At 41.4% G+C, this 24615-nt stretch carries 19 protein-coding genes; 5 read left to right on the top strand and 14 right to left on the bottom strand.

Annotated features, from left to right (window positions below):
• Positions 1–31: 31 nt before the first annotated feature.
• The 3 genes from OEG80_RS11260 to OEG80_RS11270 all read left to right on the top strand — a co-directional run bounded on the left by OEG80_RS11260 (position 32) and on the right by OEG80_RS11270 (position 3289).
• Complete coding sequence (locus tag OEG80_RS11260; protein WP_020442635.1) at positions 32–1213, top strand: thiolase family protein; 1182 nt, start codon at positions 32–34, stop codon at positions 1211–1213.
• A gap of 387 nt (positions 1214–1600) precedes the next feature.
• A complete protein-coding gene (locus tag OEG80_RS11265) occupies positions 1601–2449 on the top strand; it encodes a DUF2382 domain-containing protein (protein ID WP_263240891.1) in 849 nt (282 codons plus the stop codon).
• 171 nt (positions 2450–2620) lie between these two features.
• A complete protein-coding gene (locus OEG80_RS11270) occupies positions 2621–3289 on the top strand; it encodes a YsnF/AvaK domain-containing protein (RefSeq protein ID WP_263240892.1) in 669 nt (222 codons plus the stop codon).
• A gap of 93 nt (positions 3290–3382) precedes the next feature.
• On the opposite strand, the gene OEG80_RS11275 is transcribed toward OEG80_RS11270, so the two are convergent.
• Both OEG80_RS11275 and secA read right to left on the bottom strand, forming a co-directional pair.
• Positions 3383–3904 (bottom strand): hypothetical protein, encoded by a 522-nt coding sequence (locus OEG80_RS11275; protein WP_133103827.1) that lies wholly within the window; start codon positions 3902–3904, stop codon positions 3383–3385.
• A gap of 182 nt (positions 3905–4086) precedes the next feature.
• The gene (gene secA / locus OEG80_RS11280) at positions 4087–6867 is read right to left on the bottom strand and encodes a preprotein translocase subunit SecA (protein WP_263240893.1); all 2781 of its coding nucleotides are present in this window, start codon (positions 6865–6867) and stop codon (positions 4087–4089) included.
• Positions 6868–7265: 398 nt separating this feature from the next.
• On the opposite strand from secA, the gene mutS reads away from it, so the two are divergent.
• A complete protein-coding gene (gene mutS / locus OEG80_RS11285) occupies positions 7266–10406 on the top strand; it encodes a DNA mismatch repair protein MutS (RefSeq protein WP_263240895.1) in 3141 nt (1046 codons plus the stop codon).
• Between the two features lie 92 nt (positions 10407–10498).
• Positions 10499–10822, top strand: a complete 324-nt coding sequence (gene fdxA, locus OEG80_RS11290; protein ID WP_149408904.1) for a ferredoxin FdxA — start codon at positions 10499–10501, stop codon at positions 10820–10822.
• A gap of 103 nt (positions 10823–10925) precedes the next feature.
• Here the strand turns inward: fdxA and OEG80_RS11295 are convergent, their stop codons facing one another.
• The 12 genes from OEG80_RS11295 to OEG80_RS11355 form a co-directional block, all read right to left on the bottom strand.
• On the bottom strand, positions 10926–11435 hold the full coding sequence (locus OEG80_RS11295) for a pilin (protein ID WP_263240897.1): 510 nt from the start codon (positions 11433–11435) through the stop codon (positions 10926–10928).
• A gap of 150 nt (positions 11436–11585) precedes the next feature.
• Positions 11586–12779 carry a serine hydrolase domain-containing protein gene (locus tag OEG80_RS11300; protein WP_263240898.1) on the bottom strand — a complete coding sequence of 398 codons (1194 nt, stop codon included), beginning with the start codon at positions 12777–12779 and terminating at the stop codon, positions 11586–11588.
• Between the two features lie 107 nt (positions 12780–12886).
• A complete protein-coding gene (locus OEG80_RS11305) occupies positions 12887–13396 on the bottom strand; it encodes a pilin (RefSeq protein WP_263240899.1) in 510 nt (169 codons plus the stop codon).
• 304 nt (positions 13397–13700) lie between these two features.
• Positions 13701–14153: a type IV pilin protein gene (locus OEG80_RS11310; protein WP_263240901.1), complete on the bottom strand. Its 453-nt coding sequence runs from the start codon at positions 14151–14153 to the stop codon at positions 13701–13703.
• A complete protein-coding gene (locus tag OEG80_RS11315; RefSeq protein WP_327107299.1) occupies positions 14153–14719 on the bottom strand; it encodes a type IV pilin protein in 567 nt (188 codons plus the stop codon). The genes OEG80_RS11310 and OEG80_RS11315 overlap by 1 nt, the downstream gene beginning before the upstream one ends.
• 142 nt (positions 14720–14861) lie before the next feature.
• Positions 14862–18788 carry a PilC/PilY family type IV pilus protein gene (locus tag OEG80_RS11325; protein WP_263240902.1) on the bottom strand — a complete coding sequence of 1309 codons (3927 nt, stop codon included), beginning with the start codon at positions 18786–18788 and terminating at the stop codon, positions 14862–14864.
• Positions 18789–18926: 138 nt separating this feature from the next.
• Complete coding sequence (locus tag OEG80_RS11330; protein WP_263240903.1) at positions 18927–19757, bottom strand: PilX N-terminal domain-containing pilus assembly protein; 831 nt, start codon at positions 19755–19757, stop codon at positions 18927–18929.
• 22 nt (positions 19758–19779) lie between these two features.
• Positions 19780–20757, bottom strand: coding sequence for a PilW family protein (locus tag OEG80_RS11335; RefSeq protein WP_263240904.1), 978 nt, complete (start codon positions 20755–20757; stop codon positions 19780–19782).
• Positions 20757–21407 carry a type IV pilus modification protein PilV gene (gene pilV / locus OEG80_RS11340; RefSeq protein ID WP_263240905.1) on the bottom strand — a complete coding sequence of 217 codons (651 nt, stop codon included), beginning with the start codon at positions 21405–21407 and terminating at the stop codon, positions 20757–20759. The genes OEG80_RS11335 and pilV overlap by 1 nt, the downstream gene beginning before the upstream one ends.
• Positions 21404–21883, bottom strand: coding sequence for a pilus assembly FimT family protein (locus OEG80_RS11345; RefSeq protein WP_263240906.1), 480 nt, complete (start codon positions 21881–21883; stop codon positions 21404–21406). The genes pilV and OEG80_RS11345 overlap by 4 nt, the downstream gene beginning before the upstream one ends.
• A 302-nt stretch (positions 21884–22185) precedes the next feature.
• Positions 22186–23028 carry a ComF family protein gene (locus OEG80_RS11350; protein WP_263240907.1) on the bottom strand — a complete coding sequence of 281 codons (843 nt, stop codon included), beginning with the start codon at positions 23026–23028 and terminating at the stop codon, positions 22186–22188.
• A 42-nt stretch (positions 23029–23070) separates the two neighbouring features.
• Positions 23071–24489: a phospholipase A gene (locus OEG80_RS11355; RefSeq protein ID WP_263240908.1), complete on the bottom strand. Its 1419-nt coding sequence runs from the start codon at positions 24487–24489 to the stop codon at positions 23071–23073.
• Between the last annotated feature and the right edge of the window lie 126 nt (positions 24490–24615).

Consider the following 24615-nt stretch of genomic DNA (forward strand, 5'->3'; position numbering starts at 1 on the left):
TGGATTAAAATACTCAAAAAAGGAAATAACAATGTCACATGATGCAATTGTAATCTTAAACGGCGCTCGCACCCCAATGGGCGGCTTCCAAGGCGCATTGACAGACATAAGCGCCACAGATTTGGGCGCAGCGGCTATCAAAGCAGCTGTTGAGCGTTCAGGCGTTAATGTTGATAATATTGATGAAGTTATTATGGGCTGTATCTTAACCGCAGGTTTGGGTCAAGGTCCTGCGCGTCAAGCGATGCGCAAAGCTGGCTTGTCTGATGCGACGGGTGCAGTTACCATCAATAAGCTGTGCGGCTCAGGTCTAAAAGCAGTTATGCAAGCTCATGACGGTATCAAAGCCGGAAGCTTTAAGGTTGCTGTTGCTGGCGGTATGGAGTCGATGACCAATGCGCCTTATATCATGCCAGGTTCGCGTGGTGGCTATCGCATGGGACATAAAGAAGTCAAAGATCATATGTTCTTAGACGGTCTAGAAGATGCCGATACTGGTAAGTTAATGGGTCAATTTGCACAAGAAATGGCGGATGAAAAAGGCTATACGCGCGAACAAATGGATAATTTTGCTATTGAGTCGCTAAATCGTGCACTTACAGCGATCAAAGACAATCATTTCAAAGATGAAATTGAACCAGTTACGTTCAAAACTCGTAAAGGCGAGCAAACGGTTGATACCGATGAGCAGCCTGCCCTTGCTAATGCTGAGCGCATCCCTACTTTGCGTCCTGCCTTTGCAAAAGACGGTACCATCACCGCAGCAAACGCCAGCTCTATCTCAGACGGTGCTGCAGCTGTTGTATTGATGAAAGAGTCACAAGCCAAAGAAGAAGGTCTAGAGTATCAAGCGCGTATCATTGCGACTGCCTCTAATTCTCGTCATCCAAGCGAGTTCACTATTGCCCCAGTTGGCGCGATTGAAAAAGTATTGGCAAGTGCTGGCTGGTCAGTCGCTGATGTCGATTTATGGGAAATCAATGAAGCATTTGCCATGGTTACGATGGCAGCAATGGATGAGCTAAACATCGAACATGCTAAAGTAAACATCGAAGGCGGTGCTTGTGCCCTTGGTCATCCAGTGGGCTGTTCAGGCGCTCGTATCCTAGTGACGCTTATTAACTCTCTAAAGCGTACTGGTGGCAAAAAAGGCGTTGCTACACTGTGTATCGGTGGCGGCGAAGCAGTAGCCGTAGCAATCGAATTGGCTTAAGCTATTTTAAAATGATCGGTATGCTGTAAATTTTTAGCTTATTATCAGAATCTAAAACCGCATTGCTTTGAGCAATGCGGTTTTTTTATGTCAAAATATTAACACCCGTCTGCTTAAACGTATTAGCGTAGGAAAGCCTTAACTTAAAGGTTATATAGTGATTATGCTCTTTACAGCCTATTACACACCCTTACGTCAAGCGCACACTTTGCTACCTTGCTTATATATCTCATGCCAAATCGTCCTGTTACGATATCAACAAGTCGAGATAGCGACTGGCTATAATAAATACTATTGCTTGAACCGTTTATCTAATAACAGTTCATATAAGAATATCAATAAACCATTTTATAAAAAGAAATTTACTCATACAAAAGGAAGATAATAATGAGCCAACTTATTCGTTTAAGAGATATCCAAGCAACTCACCGTGATCTGATCGGTGATGATTATTATGACCCAACTGGCAAGACTGCTTTTGGTGTTAATGAAGAAAAAATCGGCAAAATCGAAGGCGCATTGGTAGAAGATACTACTGGTCGCATTCGTTACTTAATCGTCGATGCAGGTGGTTGGTTTAGCTCAAAAGAAGTATTAGTACCAGCAGGTTTAGCACGTATCGTTGGTGATGACGTATTCTTTGATAGCTTAACCAAATCGCAGGTCGAAGCGATGGAAGTCTATGACCATGATTACCAGTATAGCTATAAAGAACAGTATGAAAGAGACCGTCAGGCATTTGTCGCTGACAGTATCCCAGAAGCTGAGCGTATGGAAATTGCCGATCACAATTACGATGCACCAAATACGTTAGAGCTATTAGAAGAACGTCTGACTGTTAATAAAGATCGTATTGTGGCAGGTTTGGTAAAAGTCGGTAAACATGTCGTGACTGAAGAGCGTAACGTCAATGTTGACTTGGAAGAGGAACATGCCAATATTGAACGTACCAACGTTAATCGCCCAACTGAACGCCGTATCGGTGATATCGATGGCAATCATACGATTGAAGTTGAGCTAGAAGCTGAGCGTGCTCATGTTAATAAAGAGACTTATGTCACAGAAGAAGTGAATGTTGGTAAAACGACAGAGCGTCATACTGAAACGATCGTAGATACCATTCAACGTGAAGAGCTAGATGTCGATAACAATGGTAACGTGATTGATCGTGATGGCAATTTGTTTACCCGTGATGATATCACTGCTGAAGATGTACGCCGCGCTCGTGGTATGTAATAGGCTAGGTACTCGTATGGTTTTATAATCTAAATAGTATTTGTGATATTGTTATATACTATTTAAATCAATACTCTACGACAGCCATTAGCCACTGAGTGATTTGCTCAGTAGATAAGATCAGAGCTCGTCTCTGGTCTTTTTTTATATACAATAATAAGGACAACAACCATGAATGCTAATAATGAAAATAACTATCCTAATACCAACTATCCTGACTTTACCAATAATACCGTTAGTGGCACGCAAGATGATTTAACCTCATCTGACTTGTTATCATCTGATCATAGTCAGAAGCAAACAATAATAAGCAATCAACAAGAAAGTATTTCAGAAAATCTAACCGATACTAATAACAATAACGGTGGTTATCTAGAGTTATTAGAAGAGCGCCCAGTAGTCAATAAAGAGCGCTTGGATGTTGGTAAAGTAACTGTCACCAAGCATTTTCGCACCAAAACTATTCAAGTACCTATTGAGTTAGTAGAAGAATATATCACGGTACGTACCGATTATCAGGATGCCGAAAGTCAGGATCTGTTGTCAGGAAACTATGATGATAAAGACATCTTGCGTCATGTTGAGCCTTCATTAGATAGTAAAGCCGTCGTTACTATTAATGGCACACAAGTTGAGATTGGCGATGCGCCTATTGAGATTGTTTTATCGCGTCAAATCGCAACCATTACTAAGGACACTTACGTCATCCAAGAAATAGCCATTGAAAAAACCACACATACGCATACTGACAGCATCGAAGTCGAACTCAAACATGAGGAACTCGATGTTACTGAAGAAGGGTTTTTGGCACATGAGCAAAATACGGCTCATAAGAGATAAACTGTCGAGTTTCTGATTTTGTGGAAAGCAAAAGCAAAAAAGCAACGCGAACGTTGCTTTTTTATATTAGATTATCCATCAACGTTCTAGCCATTATTGAGTCTTTTTACATTCATAAGTAGTGACGTTAGTAGTGTCAGTGCCAGCGGTACGCATTACACCTGTTTCGCGATCTTTATGGGCTACGCGCCATTGTACAAAGCCTGTCGTACCATCGATAGCCGTTGCGCCCTCAAATACTTCAGGATTGCTGGCTTCATTGGTTTTTGTCAAAGTGACTGACCCTTTAGCAGTCGCAAGCACCACTTGGTTAGTATCTTTATAAGTCGCTTCGACTTCTAGCTCAGGAGAGCACAAGTACGTTATTTGATTGACGCCAGTATTTACTGTAGCTACGGTATCATCTGCGACTTCGCTAGCGGGGGCATCTACGACTACATCACTTGGCTCTGCAGGTTCAGCAGACATAGGCACAGCCTGCTCTTCACTGATACTCTCTTCTAGACTTGGCTCTGTTTCTTGCTTTGGCTGACAGGCTGTTATAGACAAGGCTCCTGCCAATAATGCCGTAACAACCAAAGAGTGACGCCACTGTTTTAATAATGCTACATTCATCATGCTCTCCCAAATAATTATGCTAAACACTATAGCCTGTCCACAAATGCGCGCCTACATTGAATTTGTAAGTAATCAATACAATGTAGATGATATTTTTATTCAACCATCACTCCTCAGTGCATAAAAAAGTCCCTATCTATTTCGATAAGGACTTTTTAATTAAGGAATGTTAGCTAGGTTTAGATTTTGCCATGACATTGCTTATACTTAAGTGCTGAACCACATGGGCACGGGGCGTTACGGCTGATATTCATACCAGCATATGGGTCTGTATCATCGCTACTGCCCGCCATAGCACCTGCTACGCCAGCACCCGTAGCACCGCCAACGACATTGCGGCTTTGCACTGCTGCTCTTTCCACACCGCCGTCCATATTATCGATATCACTATGCTCAAACTGCATTTGCATATGAGCGGCATTTTCACGTTGCTGTATTTCTAACGCCTCTAGCTCTTCTTTGGTTGGGATATGCACACGTGATAAGTCTTGTACTGTTTCAGACTTGATCGCGCCAAGCATCATCTGGAACAGCTCAAATGATTCACGCTTATATTCCTGCTCAGGGTTTTTCTGTGCATAACCACGCAGATGAATACCTTTACGCAGCTGATCCATCTGGGTTAAATGCTCTTTCCAGTGCTTATCTAAACTTTGCAGCATAAAATGACGCTCAAGCTGAGCAGCATCTTTTTCGCCCATTTGCTCACGGCGACTGTGATAACGATCCAATGCTGTTTCGATGATCTTGGCTCGTAACCCTTCTTCATCTAGGCGGCGATCTTCATCAAGCCAATCGTTAATAGGCATTGCAATCTTAAATTCGTTCTCAAGCTCATCCTCTAACCCATCGACATTCCACTGGTCATCGATAGAGCCTGGCGGAATAAACTGGTTAATCATGGCATTATAGACTTCTTGATGCATGATTTTAATGGCCTCTAACAAATCCATCTCAGCCAACAAATCATCACGCTGACCATAGATGACTTTACGTTGATCATTGGCCACATCATCGTATTTCAGTAGGTTTTTACGCGCATCAAAATCACGACTTTCTACTTTACCTTGGGCGTTTTCAATCGACTTTGAAACCATTTTATGTTCAATGGCTTCATCTTCTTTGAGACCCATGGCACGCATCATATTCACGACGCGGTCACCGGCAAAGATACGCATTAAGTCATCTTCAAGTGATAAGAAGAAACGTGACATCCCAGGATCACCTTGACGACCCGCACGACCACGCAGCTGATTATCAATACGGCGTGATTCATGACGTTCAGAACCAATAATATGCAAACCACCAGCCGCAACGACTTGGTCATGCTTGATTTGCCATTGGGCTTTTAGACGCGCCATTTCTTCAGGGCTAACCGCATCAATATCTTCAATAAACGATTGCCAGTTACCGCCAAGGATAATATCGGTACCACGACCTGCCATATTGGTAGCAATCGTGACCGATTTTGGACTACCTGCCTGCGCAATGATTTCAGCTTCACGCTCATGCTGCTTAGCGTTTAGCACATTATGCTTAACGCCTTCTTGATCGAGCAGATAGGACAATTCTTCACTGGCTTCAATCGTTGCCGTACCAACCAATACTGGCGCGCCTTTTGCTTGAATCTCTTGAATCTCGCGGATGATGCCTTTGTATTTGCCTAACTTGGTTAAGAAAATTTGGTCATCCATATCGACACGAGCAATCGGCTCATGCGTTGGAATCACAATGACATCTAAGTCATAGGTTGATTTAAATTCTGCTGCTTCAGTATCAGCGGTACCCGTCATACCAGACAGCTTGTCATATAGACGGAAAAAATTCTGGAATGTGGTGGTTGCAAGGGTTTGATTTTCGGCTTGAATCTCAACGTTTTCTTTGGCTTCAACGGCTTGATGCAGACCTTCTGACCAGCGGCGACCAGGCATGGTACGACCGGTGTTTTCATCAACGATAACCACTTCGCCATCATCGACAATATAATGGATATTTTTGACAAAGACATGGTGGGCACGAATCGCCGCTTGTACGTGAGCCAATAATGGCAAACGGCTTGGGCTATAAAGACTTTCGTTTTCGCCAAGCTCACCGACTTGGATTAAAAAGCGCTCAATCTTCTCATAGCCTTTTTCACTAATCTCAATCTGGCGATTTTTCTCATCAATCCAGAAATCTTCTTCTTCATTATTCTTATTGGCTTCTTCGTCTTTTGAGCGAATCAGCACGGGAATAATTGTATTAATCAGCGCATACATGCGTGATGAATCTTCAGCTTGACCCGAGATAATCAACGGCGTACGAGCTTCATCGATTAAAATAGAGTCAATTTCATCGATAATACAGAAGTTTAGCGGGCGCTGCTTTTTCTCTTTTAAACTAAAGACCATGTTATCGCGCAAATAATCAAAACCGTACTCGTTATTGGTACCGTAAGTGATATCCGCTTGATAAGCATCGACTTTTTCTTGTGGTGGTTGCTGCGAGTAAATCACGCCAACCGTCATGCCCAAAAAGCCAAATAAGGGACGGTTTAATTCCGCATCACGTGCCGCCAAATAATCATTAACCGTCACCAAATGTACGCCTTTGCCACTGATGGCATTGAGGTACATCGCCAAGGTGCCCATCAAGGTTTTACCCTCACCAGTTTTCATCTCAGCGATTTTGCCTTCGTGCAAGGTAATACCACCGATCAGCTGCACGTCATAGTGACGCATACCGTTAACCCGTAGCGACGCTTCACGACAAACCGCAAACGCTTCTGGCAATAACGCATCTAGACTTTCGCCGCCTTGGTGTCTTACTTTAAATTCTTCAGTTTTTTGTTGTAATTGCTCATCAGACAGGGCTTGTATCGCAGCCTCGTATGCGTTGATTTTGCTGACCACTTTGCGCATGCGTTTAAGCTCACGCTCATTTTTGGTGCCAACGACACTGCCTATAATCTTTGATAACATAATTTTTTGACCTATGGAAATATTCGATAATTAGTGCGCATGACAACGCTTTACTCGCTGTTTTTTTAATTATTTGGCTGGTTACTGTCCAATTTAAGACAGTCCAATAAAATATCGCCCAATTAAGTGTGACGTCATTATATATGGTTATGACGGCGATGGATACAAGGGCAGTTAGCAGATATTTGCCGACGTAAAAAGGTGATAGGACGTGTTAAAATAACACTTATAAACCTATGTTTTTCAATTTTTTTGCTTATTGCCAGCACACTTTTTAGATGATCTATTTTATTTTGAACCGATTATTATTAGCCTTTATATCTAAAGCCTTCTATCTAGCCAAACTTATTTAAACACCCCTATTCAATAAATAAAAAAGACAACTTAAGAGATTCTGCATGCCAGTTAAACCTTCTGCTCAAAATAACAATCTTAGTAAACCCACTTCAAAATCTGTGCCAGTTGACTCTGACTCATTGGTCATAGGTGATGCCATCTATCACTTGGCAGATCATACGCCGATGATGGTGCAATATCTCAATATGAAGGTTAACTATCCCCAAGCGTTATTGCTGTACCGGATGGGTGATTTTTACGAGTTATTTTTTGATGATGCCAAACGCGCGGCACAGATATTGGACATTACTTTAACCCGTCGAGGTACCGATAAAGCAGGTAATACGATTGCGATGGCAGGTGTCCCTTTTCATGCTGCAGATAGTTATATGGCAAGATTGATAGCTGCTGGGCAAACCGTCGTTGTCTGTGAACAAATCGATGAATCAGCTACTGGCACTGACAATGCAAATAACCCGTCCAATGCTCCGACGATGGGCGATAAGCAGAAGAAAGATAAGAGCAAATCTACTGCTGGCACTATTATGCGCCGTGAAGTGGTCAAAACGCTGACCGCAGGGACTATTACTGACGATGCACTCATTGCGCCCAATCACACCCCGACTGTCGTCGCTATTGATATCGAGACTCCTAAATCGAACAGCAAACAACCTGTGCAAGCTGCCGTTAGCCAAATGGATTTAGCCGCTGGGACTTTGACGACGCAAACGATCAGCGCTAATCAAGATGATATTGAATCTTTACAAACCCAAATGCTCACGGTGCTGGCACGCTTTGCGCCAAGCGAATGTATTATTAGTGAAGCGCTGAGTGACAGTAATGGTGATATCAGCGAAGAGTGGCTGCTATGGCTACGTCAACATCTTAATTGCCCTATTATTGAAGTTGCGGCCAATGACTTCCACCGTGAGCATGCCAGCGCAACCCTTTGCCAACAGTTTGAGGTTCAGCGTCTTGATGGGCTTGGTATTAGCGGTGCACCACTTGCCCAGTCTAGCTGTGCGGCGCTTATTCACTATGCACGACAAACCCAGCAGCGTCATGTACCACAAGTTAACCAGCTTATCGTCGAATATAATGATGACTATTTAATCATTGATGCCAATAGTCAGCAAAATCTTGAGCTATTTGCGCCCGTTAGCAGCAATGGTACGTCATTGATATCTGTCCTCAACCATTGTCAAACGCCGATGGGTCGACGCTTACTCGTGCAGCAAATGAAACGCCCACTGCGTCAGCATGCCCGTATTAATTTGCGTTTAGATGCGATAGCCAGTTTACTAAATACAGATAATTACTTTGTCGAAAACAAAAATATTAATCGAAATCTAGAAAATGACTCATTAATTACAAGCTTACGTGAGACTTTAAATGCTATCGGCGATATTGAGCGTATCAGTAGCCGTATCGGTCTGTTGAGCGCCAAGCCACGCGATTTACGTAAGCTTGCAGACGGTATTGCAAGTAGCACCCAGCTTACTAGTTTGCTAACTGAATCAGGTATCAGCCATGAGGATACTGGCTTATTACCCATGCTCATGCAGCAATTGCCTGCGCAGTTACCTGCCATACAGTCCATCGCTGAGCTTATTGAGCGAGCCATTATCGTTGAGCCGCCTGCCCATATTCGTGATGGTGGCATGCTAGCCGCAGGCTATGATGCAGAGTTTGATCGCCTGACTCATCTGCATGACAATATCCAAATGACATTGGATGAGATGGTAGAACGTGCGCGTCAAGAGAGCCAATTACCCAGCCTAAAAGTGGGTTTTAATAAGGTCAGCGGTTTTTATTTCGAGTTGCCTAAAATGCAGGCAAAGAATGCGCCAGCGCATTTTATCCGTCGGCAAACGCTGAAAAGTAGCGAGCGATTCATCACTGACGAGCTAAAAACAGTCGAAACTGAATATCTAAGCGCGCAAAGCTTAGCATTGACTCGCGAAAAGCAGCTGTATAATGAGCTATTGATACAATTAGGTAGCCATTTAGCTGAATTACAACAGCTTAGCGCTGCTATCGCCCAGATAGATGTACTCAGTAATTGGGCGCAACTTGCAATCACTTATAACTGGCAGCGTCCAGTCATGAGTAACGACTCAAAAGAGAGCAGCATCCTAGATAACAGCTTAGAAAACAGTCACTCAGAAAATGGCTTGAATAATAACAGTCAAACCAGTATTGATATCAAAGCAGGTCGTCATGTTGTTGTAGAAGCTGTACTAAATCCTATTCATACTCATCAAAATAATCCTGCTAAACATAGCAGTCATTTTGTCGCCAATGATTGTGCATTGGGCAGTCATGCAAACCCTGAGCGATTATTAATGATTACTGGTCCTAATATGGGTGGTAAATCTACCTATATGCGCCAAACTGCTTTAATTGTTCTACTGGCGCATTGCGGCAGCTTTGTCCCAGCAGTGCGTGCGCATATTGGCGATATCGACCGTATCTTTACCCGTATTGGTTCGGCTGATGATTTGGCAGGTGGCAAATCAACCTTTATGGTGGAGATGATTGAAACCGCTAATATTCTCAACCAAGCGACCAATAAATCGTTGGTTCTGATGGATGAAGTCGGACGCGGTACAGCCACCACTGATGGCTTGGCAATCGCTCATGCTTGCGTTAATCGATTGGTAGAGATTGGCTGCCTGACATTATTTGCCACTCATTATTTTGAGCTGACAAAATTGGCGCAAAACTCTAAAGAAAGTAGTGGCAGTAATGATAAGTTTATCCGTAATGTCCATGTCGCCGCCAGTGAGATCGACGGTCAACTGTTACTGCTGCATCAAATCAAAGATGGTGCAGCAAGCTCCAGCTTTGGGTTACATGTGGCAAAAATGGCGGGTATCCCAATTCAAGTGCTTAATGATGCCAAGCGTTATTTAGTAGATAACTTAAGCATAGATAATCTAAAACCAGATAACGAAAGTATTGATGATGACAAAAATGAATTAGCTAAGTCGGTAAAGGATAAACGCCAGCAGACTTATGATAGTAATATAGAGAAATCAAACATCAGGAATCTCGATAAAAAACAAAAAAATATAGATATTCTACAACAGAATCAGCTATTTATCCTACAAGACGAACTACAGGCTATCGACCCTGACAGCCTCACGCCAAAGCAGGCACATGATTTACTATATCATCTGAAGGAAATCATTAGTTATTAAAGGGAATTGTTAAATTATCTCAAAAGCGCTAAAATGTGCCTTATTTTTAATCTATTCTATTTCGCTCAATCCAATAACAGGTAGACAGTACTATGACCTTTGTCGTTACAGAGAACTGCATTCTTTGCAAATACACCGACTGTGTGGAAGTCTGTCCTGTCGACTGCTTTTATGAAGGACCAAACTTCCTCGTCATCGACCCTGATGAGTGCATCGATTGTGCTCTATGCGAGCCTGAATGTCCTGCCAATGCTATCTTCTCAGAAGATGAAGTGCCAAAAGGGCAAGAGATGTTCACTCAGCTAAACGAGGAACTGGCACAAAAATGGCCAAACATTACTGAGATGAAAGGACAGATGCCAGAAGCTGAAAAGTGGGATGGTGTGGAAGGTAAGATTCAGTATTTAGAGAAGTAGATAGTCTTTTAAAACCGCTCAACATACTGAGATAATAAAAAACCACCTAATGGCCATCAAATAAGAGGGCTGCTAGGTGGTTTTTTATTGAAAAGAAATAATTCTATAAGCTCGCATCATACGTACATGATTGAGGTAGATAGGTAGCTTCAATATTACTACTACAACTCCATGATCCATCACTAGTGCGTAGCCACCGCACCTTTTTACCTGCAATAGTCGGAGTCACTTGTGTCGATACAGTAGCAGTGATACTGGTCGTCAATACCAGTGGATTACTCAGTTGGGCTACGCCCATATTATTGGGGAGTACTACTCCTACTTGTGAGCTACCCACTATTAGATTGGAAGCCGATGCTCGTGGATCACACTCATCCCTACCCAGTCCGATGACTGTCCTACCCGTCTGTATACACTCTTCTACAGACAGACGAAGCTGCCCCAACTCATTAATCACTCTACTCGCCTGAGTCTTACCGATATATATTTGGTATTGAGGAACAGCAATCGCTGCCAAGATGCCAATGATAGCAACGACAATCATTAGCTCAATCAAGGTAAAGCCTGTTTGGGTAAGTGAGTGACGATTTTGAGTCGCTTTACGGTTAGTCATAGCGGTCATATAAAGTTATAAAGGTTAACTTAGTAGTGCACACAATATGCCATTATTTATTTTCACATAAAAAAGCCAAACATCAGGTTTGGCTTTTTTATAGGAATGAGTACTACAGTGAGAATAAAAATATTTACTTAAAATAAACTATCACTGAATCAACTGCTCATATATCATCATTTTGATATTATCGTTACCTACCTTGCCATTATCTGGTGTGCCATTACTAAGTAATGCCACCGTAGAACCTCGCTCATCAACAGCAACGACAGTTGACAGTCCTAACAAGCTACCATCTCTATAATGCACTTTTTTCGATTGAGGTGTAGGCTGATACATAAGCATCGCATAGCCGTAGCACTCAGCTATTTGTGTGGTATCACAGGCGACTTTGGGGCTATCGCTCAGTATGTTTGGAGCAGGCTTAACTGCCATGACGTGTACTTGTTTGGCTAAGTCTATCGCATTGCCGGATAGGCCTGCTGCTGATGCTAAACCCTCATAATCAAAGGCAGTATAGATATCAGCATAACCTGTCAGACCTGTCTCGACGTAGTTATACGTGACCTCATCAGCCAATGCGCTATTAGGTACAAAGCGTAAACTGGTATCGTTCAGCTGATACCGCTGAGTGATAATATCAGTATAAGGACGGTCTTGATTGAGGCGACTAATGACTTCTCCCAATAGGCAATAGCCAAGGTTGGAATAGCTGGTCTTGCTATCAGGGTCAAAGCCTAGGGTGATATCATTCAATCCTGCTAAATGATTGGGGCAAATATCTTTACCGATACCAAACATATCCTGACCGAATACACTATAGCGGTCAAATCCTGCACGGTGTAAAAGTAGCTGACCAATGGTAATGTCATTGATACGGGTATCTATCGGCGTGTCAATCTCGCTGATAATATCGGTGAGTGGCGTATCCAGTGACAGCTTCCCCTCTTTGATAAGCTCTAAAATGGCATCTGCTGTCCATAACTTGGTCACGCTGGCATAACGAAAGCGCGTCTGCACAGTGGTGGCATCTGACAATAGCGGATACTGACCGACATAGCCATTTTCACAATGGTGTGCTATGCCATTTGGCTCAATATAAGCGATTTGATTGGCAGGAGCGTTATTATTACGGGTTTGGTGTTTGAGGATATCGGTAAGCCATATGGGGCTATCCTCACTACAGGTTATTTGACGAACGGACAATTCGGCACGTATAGGGTAAGCTTTTTGCCAAAGCTGACTACGAGCTTGTGAATTAGCATAGCAATAACCGATAGTCACCGTCACCAATATTAATAAAAAGAATATTACTAAATCTTTAAGTTTTAAAGTTTTAAACATATCGTCTTTCTTATTATAGAAACCAATGATAAAGCTAGCAGACAAAAAAATAAGCTAAGATTGCTCTTAGCTTATTTTTCCAGACTGTTTAATATTAACTGCTTTTATTAGTTTGTAGCAGCTGTTACAGTGGTACCATCACAACCTGCTGGTTTGTACTTTGCTTTAGTTTCACCTAAGTCAGTATTACAAGTCCAAGTACCGTTTACATCACGTTGCCATGCAACTTTATTACCTTTCAAGTTAGCAGAAGCATTCTGACCAAGAGTACCAATGATAGATGCTGTGCCTGAAGCGTTAATAAGTACACTTGGTAATCCTGCAGAACCACCGACAGCAGCAGCTGTACTAGCACCTGCTTGTATATTAGAAGCGGTCAAACCTAAATCAGCAGCAGTACATGCGTCGACAGCAGCAGTAGCAGCACTCACTTTACCTGATAATACACAGTCTTCAACTGCAGTTTTGATAGATGAAGTTTCACCCATCACACGGCTAACTTGCGACTTAGCGATATAGTTCTGGTACTGAGGAATAGCGATCGCAGCTAGGATACCGATAATAGCAACAACAATCATTAGTTCGATTAAGGTAAAACCTTTTTGAGCAGTGTTCATAAGAACTCCTTTAGGGGGTATATAAAGATAAGTGGCTGTTGTTAATACAGTCGCGTTTTATCTTTAGGGATATAATATGTTTTTCTCTTATTATAGATGCTGCATTTAGCGTGCCAAAATTATAGCTATCACTATTTTTCTTATTTCTTACTTAATAAATCATGCTTTTTGTACTAATGATCATTCAATCCAATTTTTACCGAAAAATAATGTTACGCTTAACCTACTAAAAATTGTCAGTATACCCATCATAAGTAGTAAAGATTACAGAAAACTGACGATTTTTGTCAGTTTTCTGTAATCTTTACTCATTCCACTTATCTCCTGTACCACAAACGTTACCCCGACACTTATTATTTTGATAATTGAGGCTTAGTATGCCGTCATTAGCCATTTGACTGTTGGGATTTGGTGTGGCGATGATACGCCACTCTGAGGTAAGCGGATTGGGAGTGAAGATGATGGTATAGAACGTCGGACCTTGCCGAGGGAAGTTGCCCCCTAGTCCCGTAATTAAATCATTACTATAACTACCCTGCACTAACTTGCGACTTTGAATCTCAGCTGCGATATTATGCATCTCACTCATCATGTCAGTTCGTTTACTTTTGATCACGTAGCGTTGATAGTTTGGATAAGCAATGGCAGCAAGTATACCAATGATAGCAACCACTATCATTACCTCTACTAACGTAAAACCATGATGATTGTTAGACTTATGCTTAACTGACTCACATTTATTAAAAGTTAATCTCATTACCAGCTTTCCTCACCTGTACCGCAGTTATTATCTTTAATAGCGATAGTATTGGTTTTGTGCTGACAGCGTATGCCGCTACTGCTTAGCATGATAGTACTGCCACCCTTTGCAGGACCTGAAGTATTTGGTATTGCTAGCATCTTCCACGTCCTACCTGTGATGACAGAAAACCCAGTTGACACTAGCGATGCTTCAGTATTGCCACCGTCGACAAGGGTTATCTTATACCGATAATTAGATGCATCACTGCCATCAGGCACATAGATAGTTTTATTTACCGACGGATCAGCATAACTATAAGTCACAGCATTGGTTGTGCCATTGATCATTTGCGGTTGGAATCCTTGGTAGCTTAACGCTTTCGATCGCCAACGCTCAAGCTGTATCTGTAACTGCAACATCTTCGATTGCGCATCACGCTCAGCATTGAGTACTACATAACGACGATAGCTTGGAACAGCTATCGCAGCGAGTATTGTGATAATAGAGATAACAATCATCAGCTCTATCAGCGTAAAGCCGCGAGTGTTATTAAGTGTGATTGTATCTCTCGTCTGAGTCATGTACGACGTCCCGTTATCTAATGACAGATAAGTCACACTATTTATCAAATATCGTGTGACTATATCTACGTGATACCATTGATAATAAAAATTCTAACAACTGGTAATTATAGAGCAATGGCTTTGATTGCCATAGACCCTACTATTTACGCTCGTACCAGACGCGTGGTTGCATCGTATAGCGCTCATTAAAGATATATTCACCAGCAGTACCATCACCACCTACTTGTGTAGGACGGCTTTGCTCACCTGGATATAAATCTTTGATATTACTATTGTTTTTTGAACCATCAGCATCATAGCTTGTCCGTTTAGCTTCTAATGCTCGTTCAGCAATCGTTGTATTTCCAATGAGCACTTTAAGGTCAGTATTATTAGCATTGAATGCCCCAAGTGTCAGCTCTTGGATACCTTGGCCAGCAGGCAGATAACCTCCTGTGCCTGTTACTGAGGTTGATTCCATACAGACGCCATAAGGTAAGCAGTATAGTTGACGCTCTGAACCACCAGATATTTTCGCCGAACAGCTTGAGACTGTACCGTAGAGCTTATCGGGGTTATAAACAGTGGTGTATAATAAGTTATTAATCACGACACTGTCGCCAATACCTTTATTATATCTGACATTGCTGTAGCCATCGAAGCGAGTCAATGGATAGTACCAGCCTTGTTTGGTGCCTTCTACCATCGCTGACTTTGCTGCAATTTTTGCAGCTTCATTTGGGGCGCTGCCTAATGTCGTTGCAAGATTTGTCAATTTACTTTCATTTAGGTCTTTTACAGAAAGGGTAAAACCACTTTTATAAAGATCTGCATTGGTAATGTCGTTATCAATAATCCCATACAGACGATTGGCATAAGTATTATCACTACGTAATGTCGATAACGGCGCACTGCGGTTACCCGATATGACGTTTATAAGCGCAAATAATTTGCCGTTATTCGTCCCATTACTCTGGTTACGATAGAAGCTAACTACAGGACGCTCATAAAAACGATAGGCAGGTTTACCACTAGGCTTGCTATCTAATACACGAGTGACTCCTTTAGCTAAGAAATTGTTTACCACTTCAAAACCAAACTTAGCAGGACGAGCATTTTGAAAGTCAGCACGGAATATTTGTCCACCAAGGTCAGCAGCATATATATGATCCACTAGCCCATCATTGTCCCTATCCAATACTGTAATTCCACCTGTGATACTATGAATCATATCTGTTGTCTTGGTATTTACACCGCTACCAGTTTCACCGCTAGTTGACCATATTAGCGTACCATCATTTGCATTGACCATATAAATGGCATTGCCTCTTGCAGGTTCAGCAGTAGTAGCGGTATATTCATCATTTTCATACTTGATGTCATAGCCACCTCCAAATATGAGCACATTGATTGGCTCTGCATCTTTTGTCAGGCGAATTTTAGCGGCAGTGGGTTTACTCCAAATTTGACCTAAGCGCGCAAAAGTACTATTCGTCGCGTTGTTACGTCCTTCTGGTGTAAAAGTAAACAATACCTTAGGGCTATTTTTATCTGTTATGTCTACTCCATAGAATGCCTCACCACCCATACGTAGACCACCGTAGGCGAACATACCTTTTCCCTTACTTGGCACAGCATCTACTTTTACTTTTTTAGCTTCTAAGTCATAATTGTAATCAGTAACAACCAACCAAGGAGCGTCTACACCGAAATACGGCTCACCAACTTTTGCCCTTGTCGAACTATCAACCAAAGCGATTGGTTGGCTTTCTAACATCTTCTTGGGAATGATGGCATATGTCTCTTCACCTTTATCAGAATCTACCAAATGCAAAGCACCATCCATAGAACCGAACAAAACGTAATCGTCACGCGTGCTGGTTATACGACCATTATCATCTAACGTCGCACTATAAGAGATTGCAGCAGGCTTTGAGTGAACAACACCCCCTAAAACCTTAACTGCCTTAGTAGGTTTAGTAAGTTGTAGATCTTCTACGTTCTTCGTGTCGGTCGGCTGCCCCTCACTCGTTAACACACTCTCAAAGCCCAAGAAACTTAGCAAGCGGCGCTTATTGATTTGCGTATAAGTAGCCGTATCTATGAGTGTATTGAACCCTTGTGGCTTACCACTACTATCAACACTCAATTTACGTAAAGTTGGTGTTTTATTACTACTAGAAGTATAGTCTTCAACATAAAGGGTACGTAAACTACCTAGACCTGAATTTGGCGACTTTAATTGAGCATATACGCCACCCGCTTCTACATCATTATTTGACGTTTTACCACCTTTAATATAATCACCGTTCTGCCATAGATCTTGAGTAGTGGCACTAAGATCACCAGCGACATCTTTATATAGTAAGTTTTTATTTTTGCCGAACAGTGTACCTTGATCTAGGTCGTATTTTTTAAGATTTCCTTTCCAAATACTTGCTGCTGAAGCTATATCAGGATCTAGCATAGGTAAATAGGCATATGCTAATTGATTAGAAGCACGGTACGGATCGTTAGGGACAGTTATGGTTCCTGATGGTGAAGTATTGATAATCTGCACCAAGTTGGCTGCAAAATCTACAATACTGGCTGCGATTTCAGAAGACTCTTCAGTATAGTAAAAACCACCATCACCGAAAGTTTTGGTCTCATTATCCCCTTTACGTTCTCCCAATCTACATAGATTACGAACATCTGAATCTCTTGATGCGCTTCCACTTTCACAGTCTGTAACTTTTACTAGTTTGCCGCTAGTTACAATATCTCTAGTACCTGTTAGTCCTGCAAATGTTTTACCAAAACCCACTGTTGCCGTTTTAATAGGTAGTTTGCCAGGATTTAATGGATTCCTCAGTAGCGCAGAATAGGTCGCCATACATCCCCAACCTTGATTGGTACTGCCACCTAAACCGCCTCCTGCTAAAGAATTGTTACAGGAATTCATTGATAAAGTAGATTCCTTTAGGGACGCGTTCATTATATCTAGTGAGTTAGAGTTACTGATATTATTAGAAGGCTCACCATCCGTTAATAAGTAAATACCGTTTCCACTACATTCACTTTTATTTAAAGGAGAAGTATAGTCGTTTTTATTTGTGTTTAACTTTTTAGAAGTTGCTATTGAGCCAGGGAATCCACTAAATGAGTTACTACCACTTCCAAAATACGTACGTCCACTATCAGCATGGTCCATATTAGAATCAACACTATAGTTCGGTAGTACATCAGAGCTACTTGACCAGCTACCCCACTTATTACAATCGTATATATGTATACCTAGTTCATTATCAAATGATAATGAACTGTCATTGCCGTTACAACGACGCCATTCATTTCTGCCATTACGAATCTCACGTTCGGCAACGACTTTGGTATCAGAAATAGTTGTCGCCCCCATCATATAGGCACCTGCCTCTGTAAGTGCAGACGCAGTAGGTGTTCCACCATTAGCTGTTAAGCTCTTAATTTCTTTGATAAGATTAATACGTTGATCAGGTGTTAAGGCAAAAGTAGGAGCTACCACATAGGCTGATTTTCCATCACTATTATAACTAAAGGCACCGACGCCTATTTCATAATCATCGGGTAAGTTTCCTTTATTAGCTACTCTTTTATCTGCTTGAATTTTATTACCAATGTATACCTCATCAGCCAGCAACTCTATGAGAGCTTTTTGTAAACGTGTCAATCTATCAAATCGCATATTTCTATTATTAGAAGATATATAACAACCTTTAGGTACAAAGCTCACACTCTCCTTAAGATTTCCGTTTATTTTTCCATTTGAATCGCGTTGCCGAACTACTGCTGTAATCTCTTCTGAACTCTGACTGCTATAGCTACTACTACAACTGCCATAATCTACTGGTATACTCCTACTATCCATACTTCCTGAAATATCAAGCATCATAAAGATGGTTGCCGTGCCTGCTTTTGCTGGTGCATAAATCTCTAGATCACCAATAGGTTTATGATTAGGATTAGCTGCTTGTACCATAGTACCAGTCATACCGATAACGATTACTGCTGTTAGAGCTTTTATAGTCCATGACTTCCGATTAAATGCGTTGTTTTTTATATTATTCATGACTGACTCCTTAAACGGATTGAGTTATCGAGCGGATAATCATTAGCAGTCATGTAATGGCCATTTAACAATTATATATTCGCTACTTAAATGTACTCTAATAACTATATGGTGTTATCTATACTTAATTGCGGAAAACTAGTTGGTTGGTAGTGTACAAATCACACCTTTCCCTTTACCAAAGTCGACACAGTTCTTGCGTAATGACAAATTTTCTACGTTTGCCACTTCGTAGAGTACAGTACTCGGTACGCTTTCCTTTGCCATACAGCCACCAATTGCGTCTTCAGCCTTTGTCACTGTTGCTACTCGACTGGTCTTTTTAAAACAGTCTTTAGCTGCATCCGTTTTACCAGAATAGGCAGGTAAAATTGCCGTGCTATTAATATCAAACATAAACGCTTGGCTTGATATCTCACTACTGTCTTGACCGATAGTATAGCTACGAAATACTTCATTATTAGCATTTGATTCAGTTAGTGAAATATTTACTTGAGTCATACTCGCATTACGATCACTGACATAGTCTGCTGGTGTCGATGGATTACAATAACCAACTTCACTACCTACTATATTACCGCCATCTTTTGTATTAATAGTCGTTTTATTAATATCAAAGAAGCGACCACGTGGGCGAAAACAAAATACATATTCATGTTCGGCACTATTGGCATCTAGGATAAAATGCCCGAAAGGTCCTGTACGTGACAGCATATCTGTATAAACTTCTGCATCACTATTTCCATTGACACCTTGTTCGATATTTTGATTGGCGTTATCCGCTGACTGCAATAGCAAAGTATTAATCTGATCACTGGTTGCTAGTCGTAAATCTGTAGTACTTTGCTTGACAGCAATAACACCGACCAAAATAATCAATACCAAAAATAGTAGCACTACAATTAATACAGCGCCTTGCTGCGCTGATACAGAGCCATTAAATGACTGATAACGAGATGTAGTTGACATATTTTCCTCTTTTGGTGCAGTACTAATTGCTATTAACTGGTATACCAGTCACTGACATAACACGTGCATTACGCAATAGATTGATTGATTCATAGCTTCGTCGATAGTATTTAGTCGCTTCAGTTTTTAATGCATGGTCTGTACCAAATACATTAAAGCTGGTTTTGTCTATATTACTAATTAATGGTGTGCTACTGCGAACAATGACACCCAATTTAATTGTTGTGATTGCAGGCTTATCACCAACTAAAGGTTTATCCACATTGAGATACGTGCTTGAAGGTAGATAGGTCAAACCATTAACATCTCCTAGTGTACCTAGTAATACTTTAAATTGGTCGATAGCTGGTATCATCACTTCACCATTATCGCCTAAAGCAGTGACAATCCCTGCACTGCTCAAACGACCTGAGTCACAAGCCAAAACTAAATTCTGAGAGCCTGTAACAGCCGTCTTACCTGCTACTGGACGAACAAAATAACGCTCAATAACCCAGTCACTGCTACCAGCGACAATCTCTTTACCTTCACAATCAAATAAAGCATTTGGGGTAATGTTTCTATATTGAATGGTCAACTGGTCACTAGCAATATTAGTATTTGATATACCTGTCCAACCGTTAGCACCTGCAGTTCCTGTCTGACCAGCACTGACTGTAAGATAACCAGTATCTGCATAACTACTGTTGCCCAAGTTAGCACCTTTTAATACAACACCACCATTTTTTGTAGTGTCATTAATATTAGTAATTGGATTACCAAGATTAGCAATACGAATTTGATTCTCTAATGACTGTAGCGCAAATATTGTACTGTCTTGAACTTCTGAAGCACCTTGTTGTACCGTGACCGTACGAGTACTGATGATATAAACTTGGATCACTGCGGCTGATATCAATAAACCTAAAACTAATGATACCATCAGCTCAATAAGGGTAAATCCGGCAACATCAGAACGTATGACGTCGGAGGTATAGGTTTTAGTATTGTGGCTGTCCATTAATATGCCTCCGATATTAGGCATTGACTGCCTGTCTTATAAACCCCTTTACTATTGGCACATGCCTTCGCATCTGTATCATCTAATAATGCTTTGCTATCATTCCAAGCAGTAACAATACACATCTGGCGTTGGATAGCCTGCGTCGTCGTCCCTGGACAAGTAACAATAGCGAGCTTGATATCTTCATCTTTTGCTAACTGTTTAATCATTAACGCATCACGGGTAGCAAGCTGACTGATATTGCATAATTTATTTGGGATTTTTTTACCATTAGCATCAGTTGTGACACCAGTTGATAGACAATTATCCGTGCCACTACGGCTAATTATCTTAGTATCAACTTTGATATTATCTGTTGCAGTACTAGTAATAACAGCTTGTATAGTCGGTATACCAAGTGCCGTATTCGGAGACACACTGGTGAAAGTAGAGCCACTACCAGTCACATAAGCCTCAGGATAGGCACGCATCACCTCAGCCAAGTTGCGCACGACAGTTAAAGATTTAGTACGCACAAGACTCTCATCAGTGGCACTAATGGCACGCATTTGTAGCGCACTAAAACCTAATACAGCAACAGATAGAAGCAAAACAGCAACCAATACCTCGACTAAACCCACACCATGCTGATTATTCAGGCGTTTCATGGGCAGGTCCCTCCCAACTTATTAGTGATATTAGCGATCTTACTTACTTCAATCTGTCGTGACTTCACACTCTTATTGCTATCACAGATAGTGTAAATAATTGAATCAACTCTTTTACTCGGTTTGAAGGTGATAGTGTTTTTAGACTCAGAGTCAGTAATGGTGCTTTTAGCGCTATAGCTATAGCTTGAAACATTTGCAACACTAATAACTCCTACATTAGTACCATTATTGTTGTATGTGAAAGTAAGGTCTTGACGACGAATAATGCTCTCAGCCTTAGCCTCTTTTAAAGCGTTTTCTAACGTTGAAGCAGTCGACTTAACTCTTTGATTGGCAAGCTGAGTACTGATACTAGGTGCTGCAATACCGACAATAATGGCAAGCACGGCAATCGTTACCATTAGCTCAATCAGCGTAAACCCTGAGCTAGTCATGCGTAATTTCTGTGGTCGATTGTTAGCCGATGCTTTCACGTTAAATTCCTATATAGCTGCTGGCATATTCAAGCAGGACTGGCTTTACAGTCGTAGTGAATACCTAATATTTAAGCAGGCTTTAATATAAAATAGTCAACTATAGCCATGCAATTTTTGTTCCATAAAACAAGTTATCTAATCAGCTTAAACACTTTACTTCTCTATCTTTAAAGCAGGCTAGCTATTGGCTATTAGCAGCATATGTTTATAGTCTATGTTATTGTCAATATAGCGTGGGAGTAAAATATTAGCAACATAATAGCAACATAATAGTAGTTGCCAACAAGTTTGACTAGCATCTATGACTGGCTACCATGCGCTAAGGCATAGGCATATAGATAATATTTATTATTGGAGTTAAAGGCTACTGCAGGAGAATTTGACAGAATGCGAGCTAAGGCTTGTAAACTTGCTCCCGTAGTTGCCACATCATCAAATAAGATAAGGCGTTTAACGGGAGAAGGCTCTAGTAAAGTAAAGGCATTGTCTAGATTGCTCAAGCGTTCGGCACGGGTGAGTCCTTGCTGACTGACCGTATTATCAATACGCTTGATACCTTGCCATAAAGGAATGTCCCAATGCTTAGATAAATGCGCGGCCAAAATACTGACAGGATCGAAGCCACGTTTAATGAGACGCTCATCGGTCGTTGGCATAGCGACAATCACACTATTATCATGATGGCAACCATGAGGTCGTGGTAGTTGACGTATCACATGTAACAATAATGGCAGCTTTGTCATATCCTCATGATGCTTGAAGGCTCTAATAGCTTGGCGCATGGGATAGTCATAGTAAGTTGCTGCTTGAATGGTGAGCGTCATGCCAGCAGTAATATCAACTTCAAATGGCTTAGGCAACCACGCAATACTGCTATGGCAGCTGATGCACAGCAATCCGCTACTAAAACGGCTATAGAGTTGCTTTCGGATTTTGCTAAAAGAAGAATGGCTACCTGATAAAGAGCTCGATGCGTTTTCAGCTAATAAACTGTTTTGACTGAATAATGGAGCGTTTGACGAGGAGGGATTTTGTAACAGCTGTGATTGCGGAGTACTACGATAAACGGCACATAACTGGCAGCGTAAGTTTATATACTCTGCCAGCCATAGTCCGGCTTGATAAGGCGCTAAGTGACGCATGACTTGCTGTCACTATAGGCACCGATATTTAAAGCGCTAATATTACAGCCCTTTCCAATCATTGAGTACGATACCAAAGCCGATAGAAGTATTCTCATAGTTATAATCTACGATAGATTCGCCATAACCTTGGAATACCTGCACAAAACCATTAACATTTTTCGATAAAGGATAAATATAATCGATTTGCGCAGCGCCTTTATTGGTGCCTGGATTATAGCGCAACGTACCACTTAGGCTTTGTTGACTCGGTAAATCATATAAGAACTTGATATCGCCATAACCCATAAAATCTTCAATATCGGGATTGTCTTCACTGCTGTCATTTTCATTGTTCACTCGTAACCAGAATCGCGGTATGACAGATAATTTACCCCACTCTGCCCCTGCCATCACATAAGCACGGTTCCACGAGCGTGATAATGGATCATCTTGACCATTTGAGTGATGAATAGCACCTGCTCCGAGCATGCGCAGTCGTCCACCAAAAGGCAGATTTGCTGTCACAGGCTGGGTCAAAAATACCTCTGGCTGATAATCGGTTGCACGAAATGGTCGTGAGTTGTCTTCATTATAAACCTGCCAATGCGACTCCTGAGTATAACCAAACCACAAATCAGCATTGGTATTAAACAAATCTTCTGCAACTTTGGTCTTTAATGATAGTTGAAACTTCAAATCCGTATTACGAGTGTCGTTAGACGTAAAAGGTTTTTCCGGTTGAGGTCGAGTGGATGTACTTGGGCTTAAATTGGGATCAAAGGTATAAAACAGTGGCATAACATAGGTTGGACGATAGGCTCTGACTGTCCATGTACCGCGTTCACTGTTTTTATCAAGATCATATGCTAAGCTTAGCGGCGTATATTTTTCAATATCTGCTTGAGTCACGCCGACACTTTCCAGTACTTCTGCTTCTCTTTGCGTCAGTCCAACCGTATCCAAGCTTTCAGTCTCAGCGGGCGGGTTTGTTTCAATATCTTGAGGATAATTGCTCGAAACCTTTTTAGCGATGACATTGCCATTGGCAGTAATGGTACTGGTTTCTTCAGCCAGTATGACTTGAGGGTTGCCTGACAGCGTACTTATAACCGTTTTTGCCAAATCTACTGGCTGTTTACTTGTGACATAACTTGGCGTTTTGCCTTGTTCTGCAACCTTATCAAAGCACGCCAAACGGGCAGAACTGGTCTGTACTTGAGTACATTCAAAGAACAGAGCAGCCTGCTGAGCGATAAAATCTTCGCTTACTGCATTGCTATTTTGCACAGCGATACTGGTATTTATAGGCTGTAAGCTCTTAGCCTGAGCTGTATCAGCAGCCTGAGCTTGTACTGTGAAACAAGTGAGCGCTATACCAACGGCAATATGTAGAGAGCATTTAGTCGTTCGGAGCATCATTTTTTTTGGCGTTTCAAGTTTATTTACAGAGAGGCGCTGCGAAGTAATATGGGAAAACATAAGTATCCTTTATTCAACTGATCATTACTGTCAATAGAATATATGAGGTGATTGATATAACAATTAGCATCGACGCTAAACTGGCATAAAAAATCAATATAACTTGGAGATAAAGGGTTGCTGTTA

Source organism: Psychrobacter sp. SC65A.3 (assembly GCF_025642195.1).
Taxonomy (GTDB): domain Bacteria; phylum Pseudomonadota; class Gammaproteobacteria; order Pseudomonadales; family Moraxellaceae; genus Psychrobacter; species Psychrobacter cryohalolentis.

What these genes read in the sequence shown, in the direction of transcription:
- OEG80_RS11260 (WP_020442635.1), top strand. Translation starts at nt 32, where the DNA reads ATGTCACATGATGCAATTGTAATCTTAAACGGCGCTCGCACCCCAATG.
- OEG80_RS11265 (WP_263240891.1), top strand. Translation starts at nt 1,601, where the DNA reads ATGAGCCAACTTATTCGTTTAAGAGATATCCAAGCAACTCACCGTGAT.
- OEG80_RS11270 (WP_263240892.1), top strand. Translation starts at nt 2,621, where the DNA reads ATGAATGCTAATAATGAAAATAACTATCCTAATACCAACTATCCTGAC.
- OEG80_RS11275 (WP_133103827.1), bottom strand. Translation starts at nt 3,904, where the DNA reads ATGAATGTAGCATTATTAAAACAGTGGCGTCACTCTTTGGTTGTTACG.
- secA (WP_263240893.1), bottom strand. Translation starts at nt 6,867, where the DNA reads ATGTTATCAAAGATTATAGGCAGTGTCGTTGGCACCAAAAATGAGCGT.
- mutS (WP_263240895.1), top strand. Translation starts at nt 7,266, where the DNA reads ATGCCAGTTAAACCTTCTGCTCAAAATAACAATCTTAGTAAACCCACT.
- fdxA (WP_149408904.1), top strand. Translation starts at nt 10,499, where the DNA reads ATGACCTTTGTCGTTACAGAGAACTGCATTCTTTGCAAATACACCGAC.
- OEG80_RS11295 (WP_263240897.1), bottom strand. Translation starts at nt 11,435, where the DNA reads ATGACTAACCGTAAAGCGACTCAAAATCGTCACTCACTTACCCAAACA.
- OEG80_RS11300 (WP_263240898.1), bottom strand. Translation starts at nt 12,779, where the DNA reads ATGTTTAAAACTTTAAAACTTAAAGATTTAGTAATATTCTTTTTATTA.
- OEG80_RS11305 (WP_263240899.1), bottom strand. Translation starts at nt 13,396, where the DNA reads ATGAACACTGCTCAAAAAGGTTTTACCTTAATCGAACTAATGATTGTT.
- OEG80_RS11310 (WP_263240901.1), bottom strand. Translation starts at nt 14,153, where the DNA reads ATGAGATTAACTTTTAATAAATGTGAGTCAGTTAAGCATAAGTCTAAC.
- OEG80_RS11315 (WP_327107299.1), bottom strand. Translation starts at nt 14,719, where the DNA reads ATGACTCAGACGAGAGATACAATCACACTTAATAACACTCGCGGCTTT.
- OEG80_RS11325 (WP_263240902.1), bottom strand. Translation starts at nt 18,788, where the DNA reads ATGAATAATATAAAAAACAACGCATTTAATCGGAAGTCATGGACTATA.
- OEG80_RS11330 (WP_263240903.1), bottom strand. Translation starts at nt 19,757, where the DNA reads ATGTCAACTACATCTCGTTATCAGTCATTTAATGGCTCTGTATCAGCG.
- OEG80_RS11335 (WP_263240904.1), bottom strand. Translation starts at nt 20,757, where the DNA reads ATGGACAGCCACAATACTAAAACCTATACCTCCGACGTCATACGTTCT.
- pilV (WP_263240905.1), bottom strand. Translation starts at nt 21,407, where the DNA reads ATGAAACGCCTGAATAATCAGCATGGTGTGGGTTTAGTCGAGGTATTG.
- OEG80_RS11350 (WP_263240907.1), bottom strand. Translation starts at nt 23,028, where the DNA reads ATGCGTCACTTAGCGCCTTATCAAGCCGGACTATGGCTGGCAGAGTAT.
- OEG80_RS11355 (WP_263240908.1), bottom strand. Translation starts at nt 24,489, where the DNA reads ATGTTTTCCCATATTACTTCGCAGCGCCTCTCTGTAAATAAACTTGAA.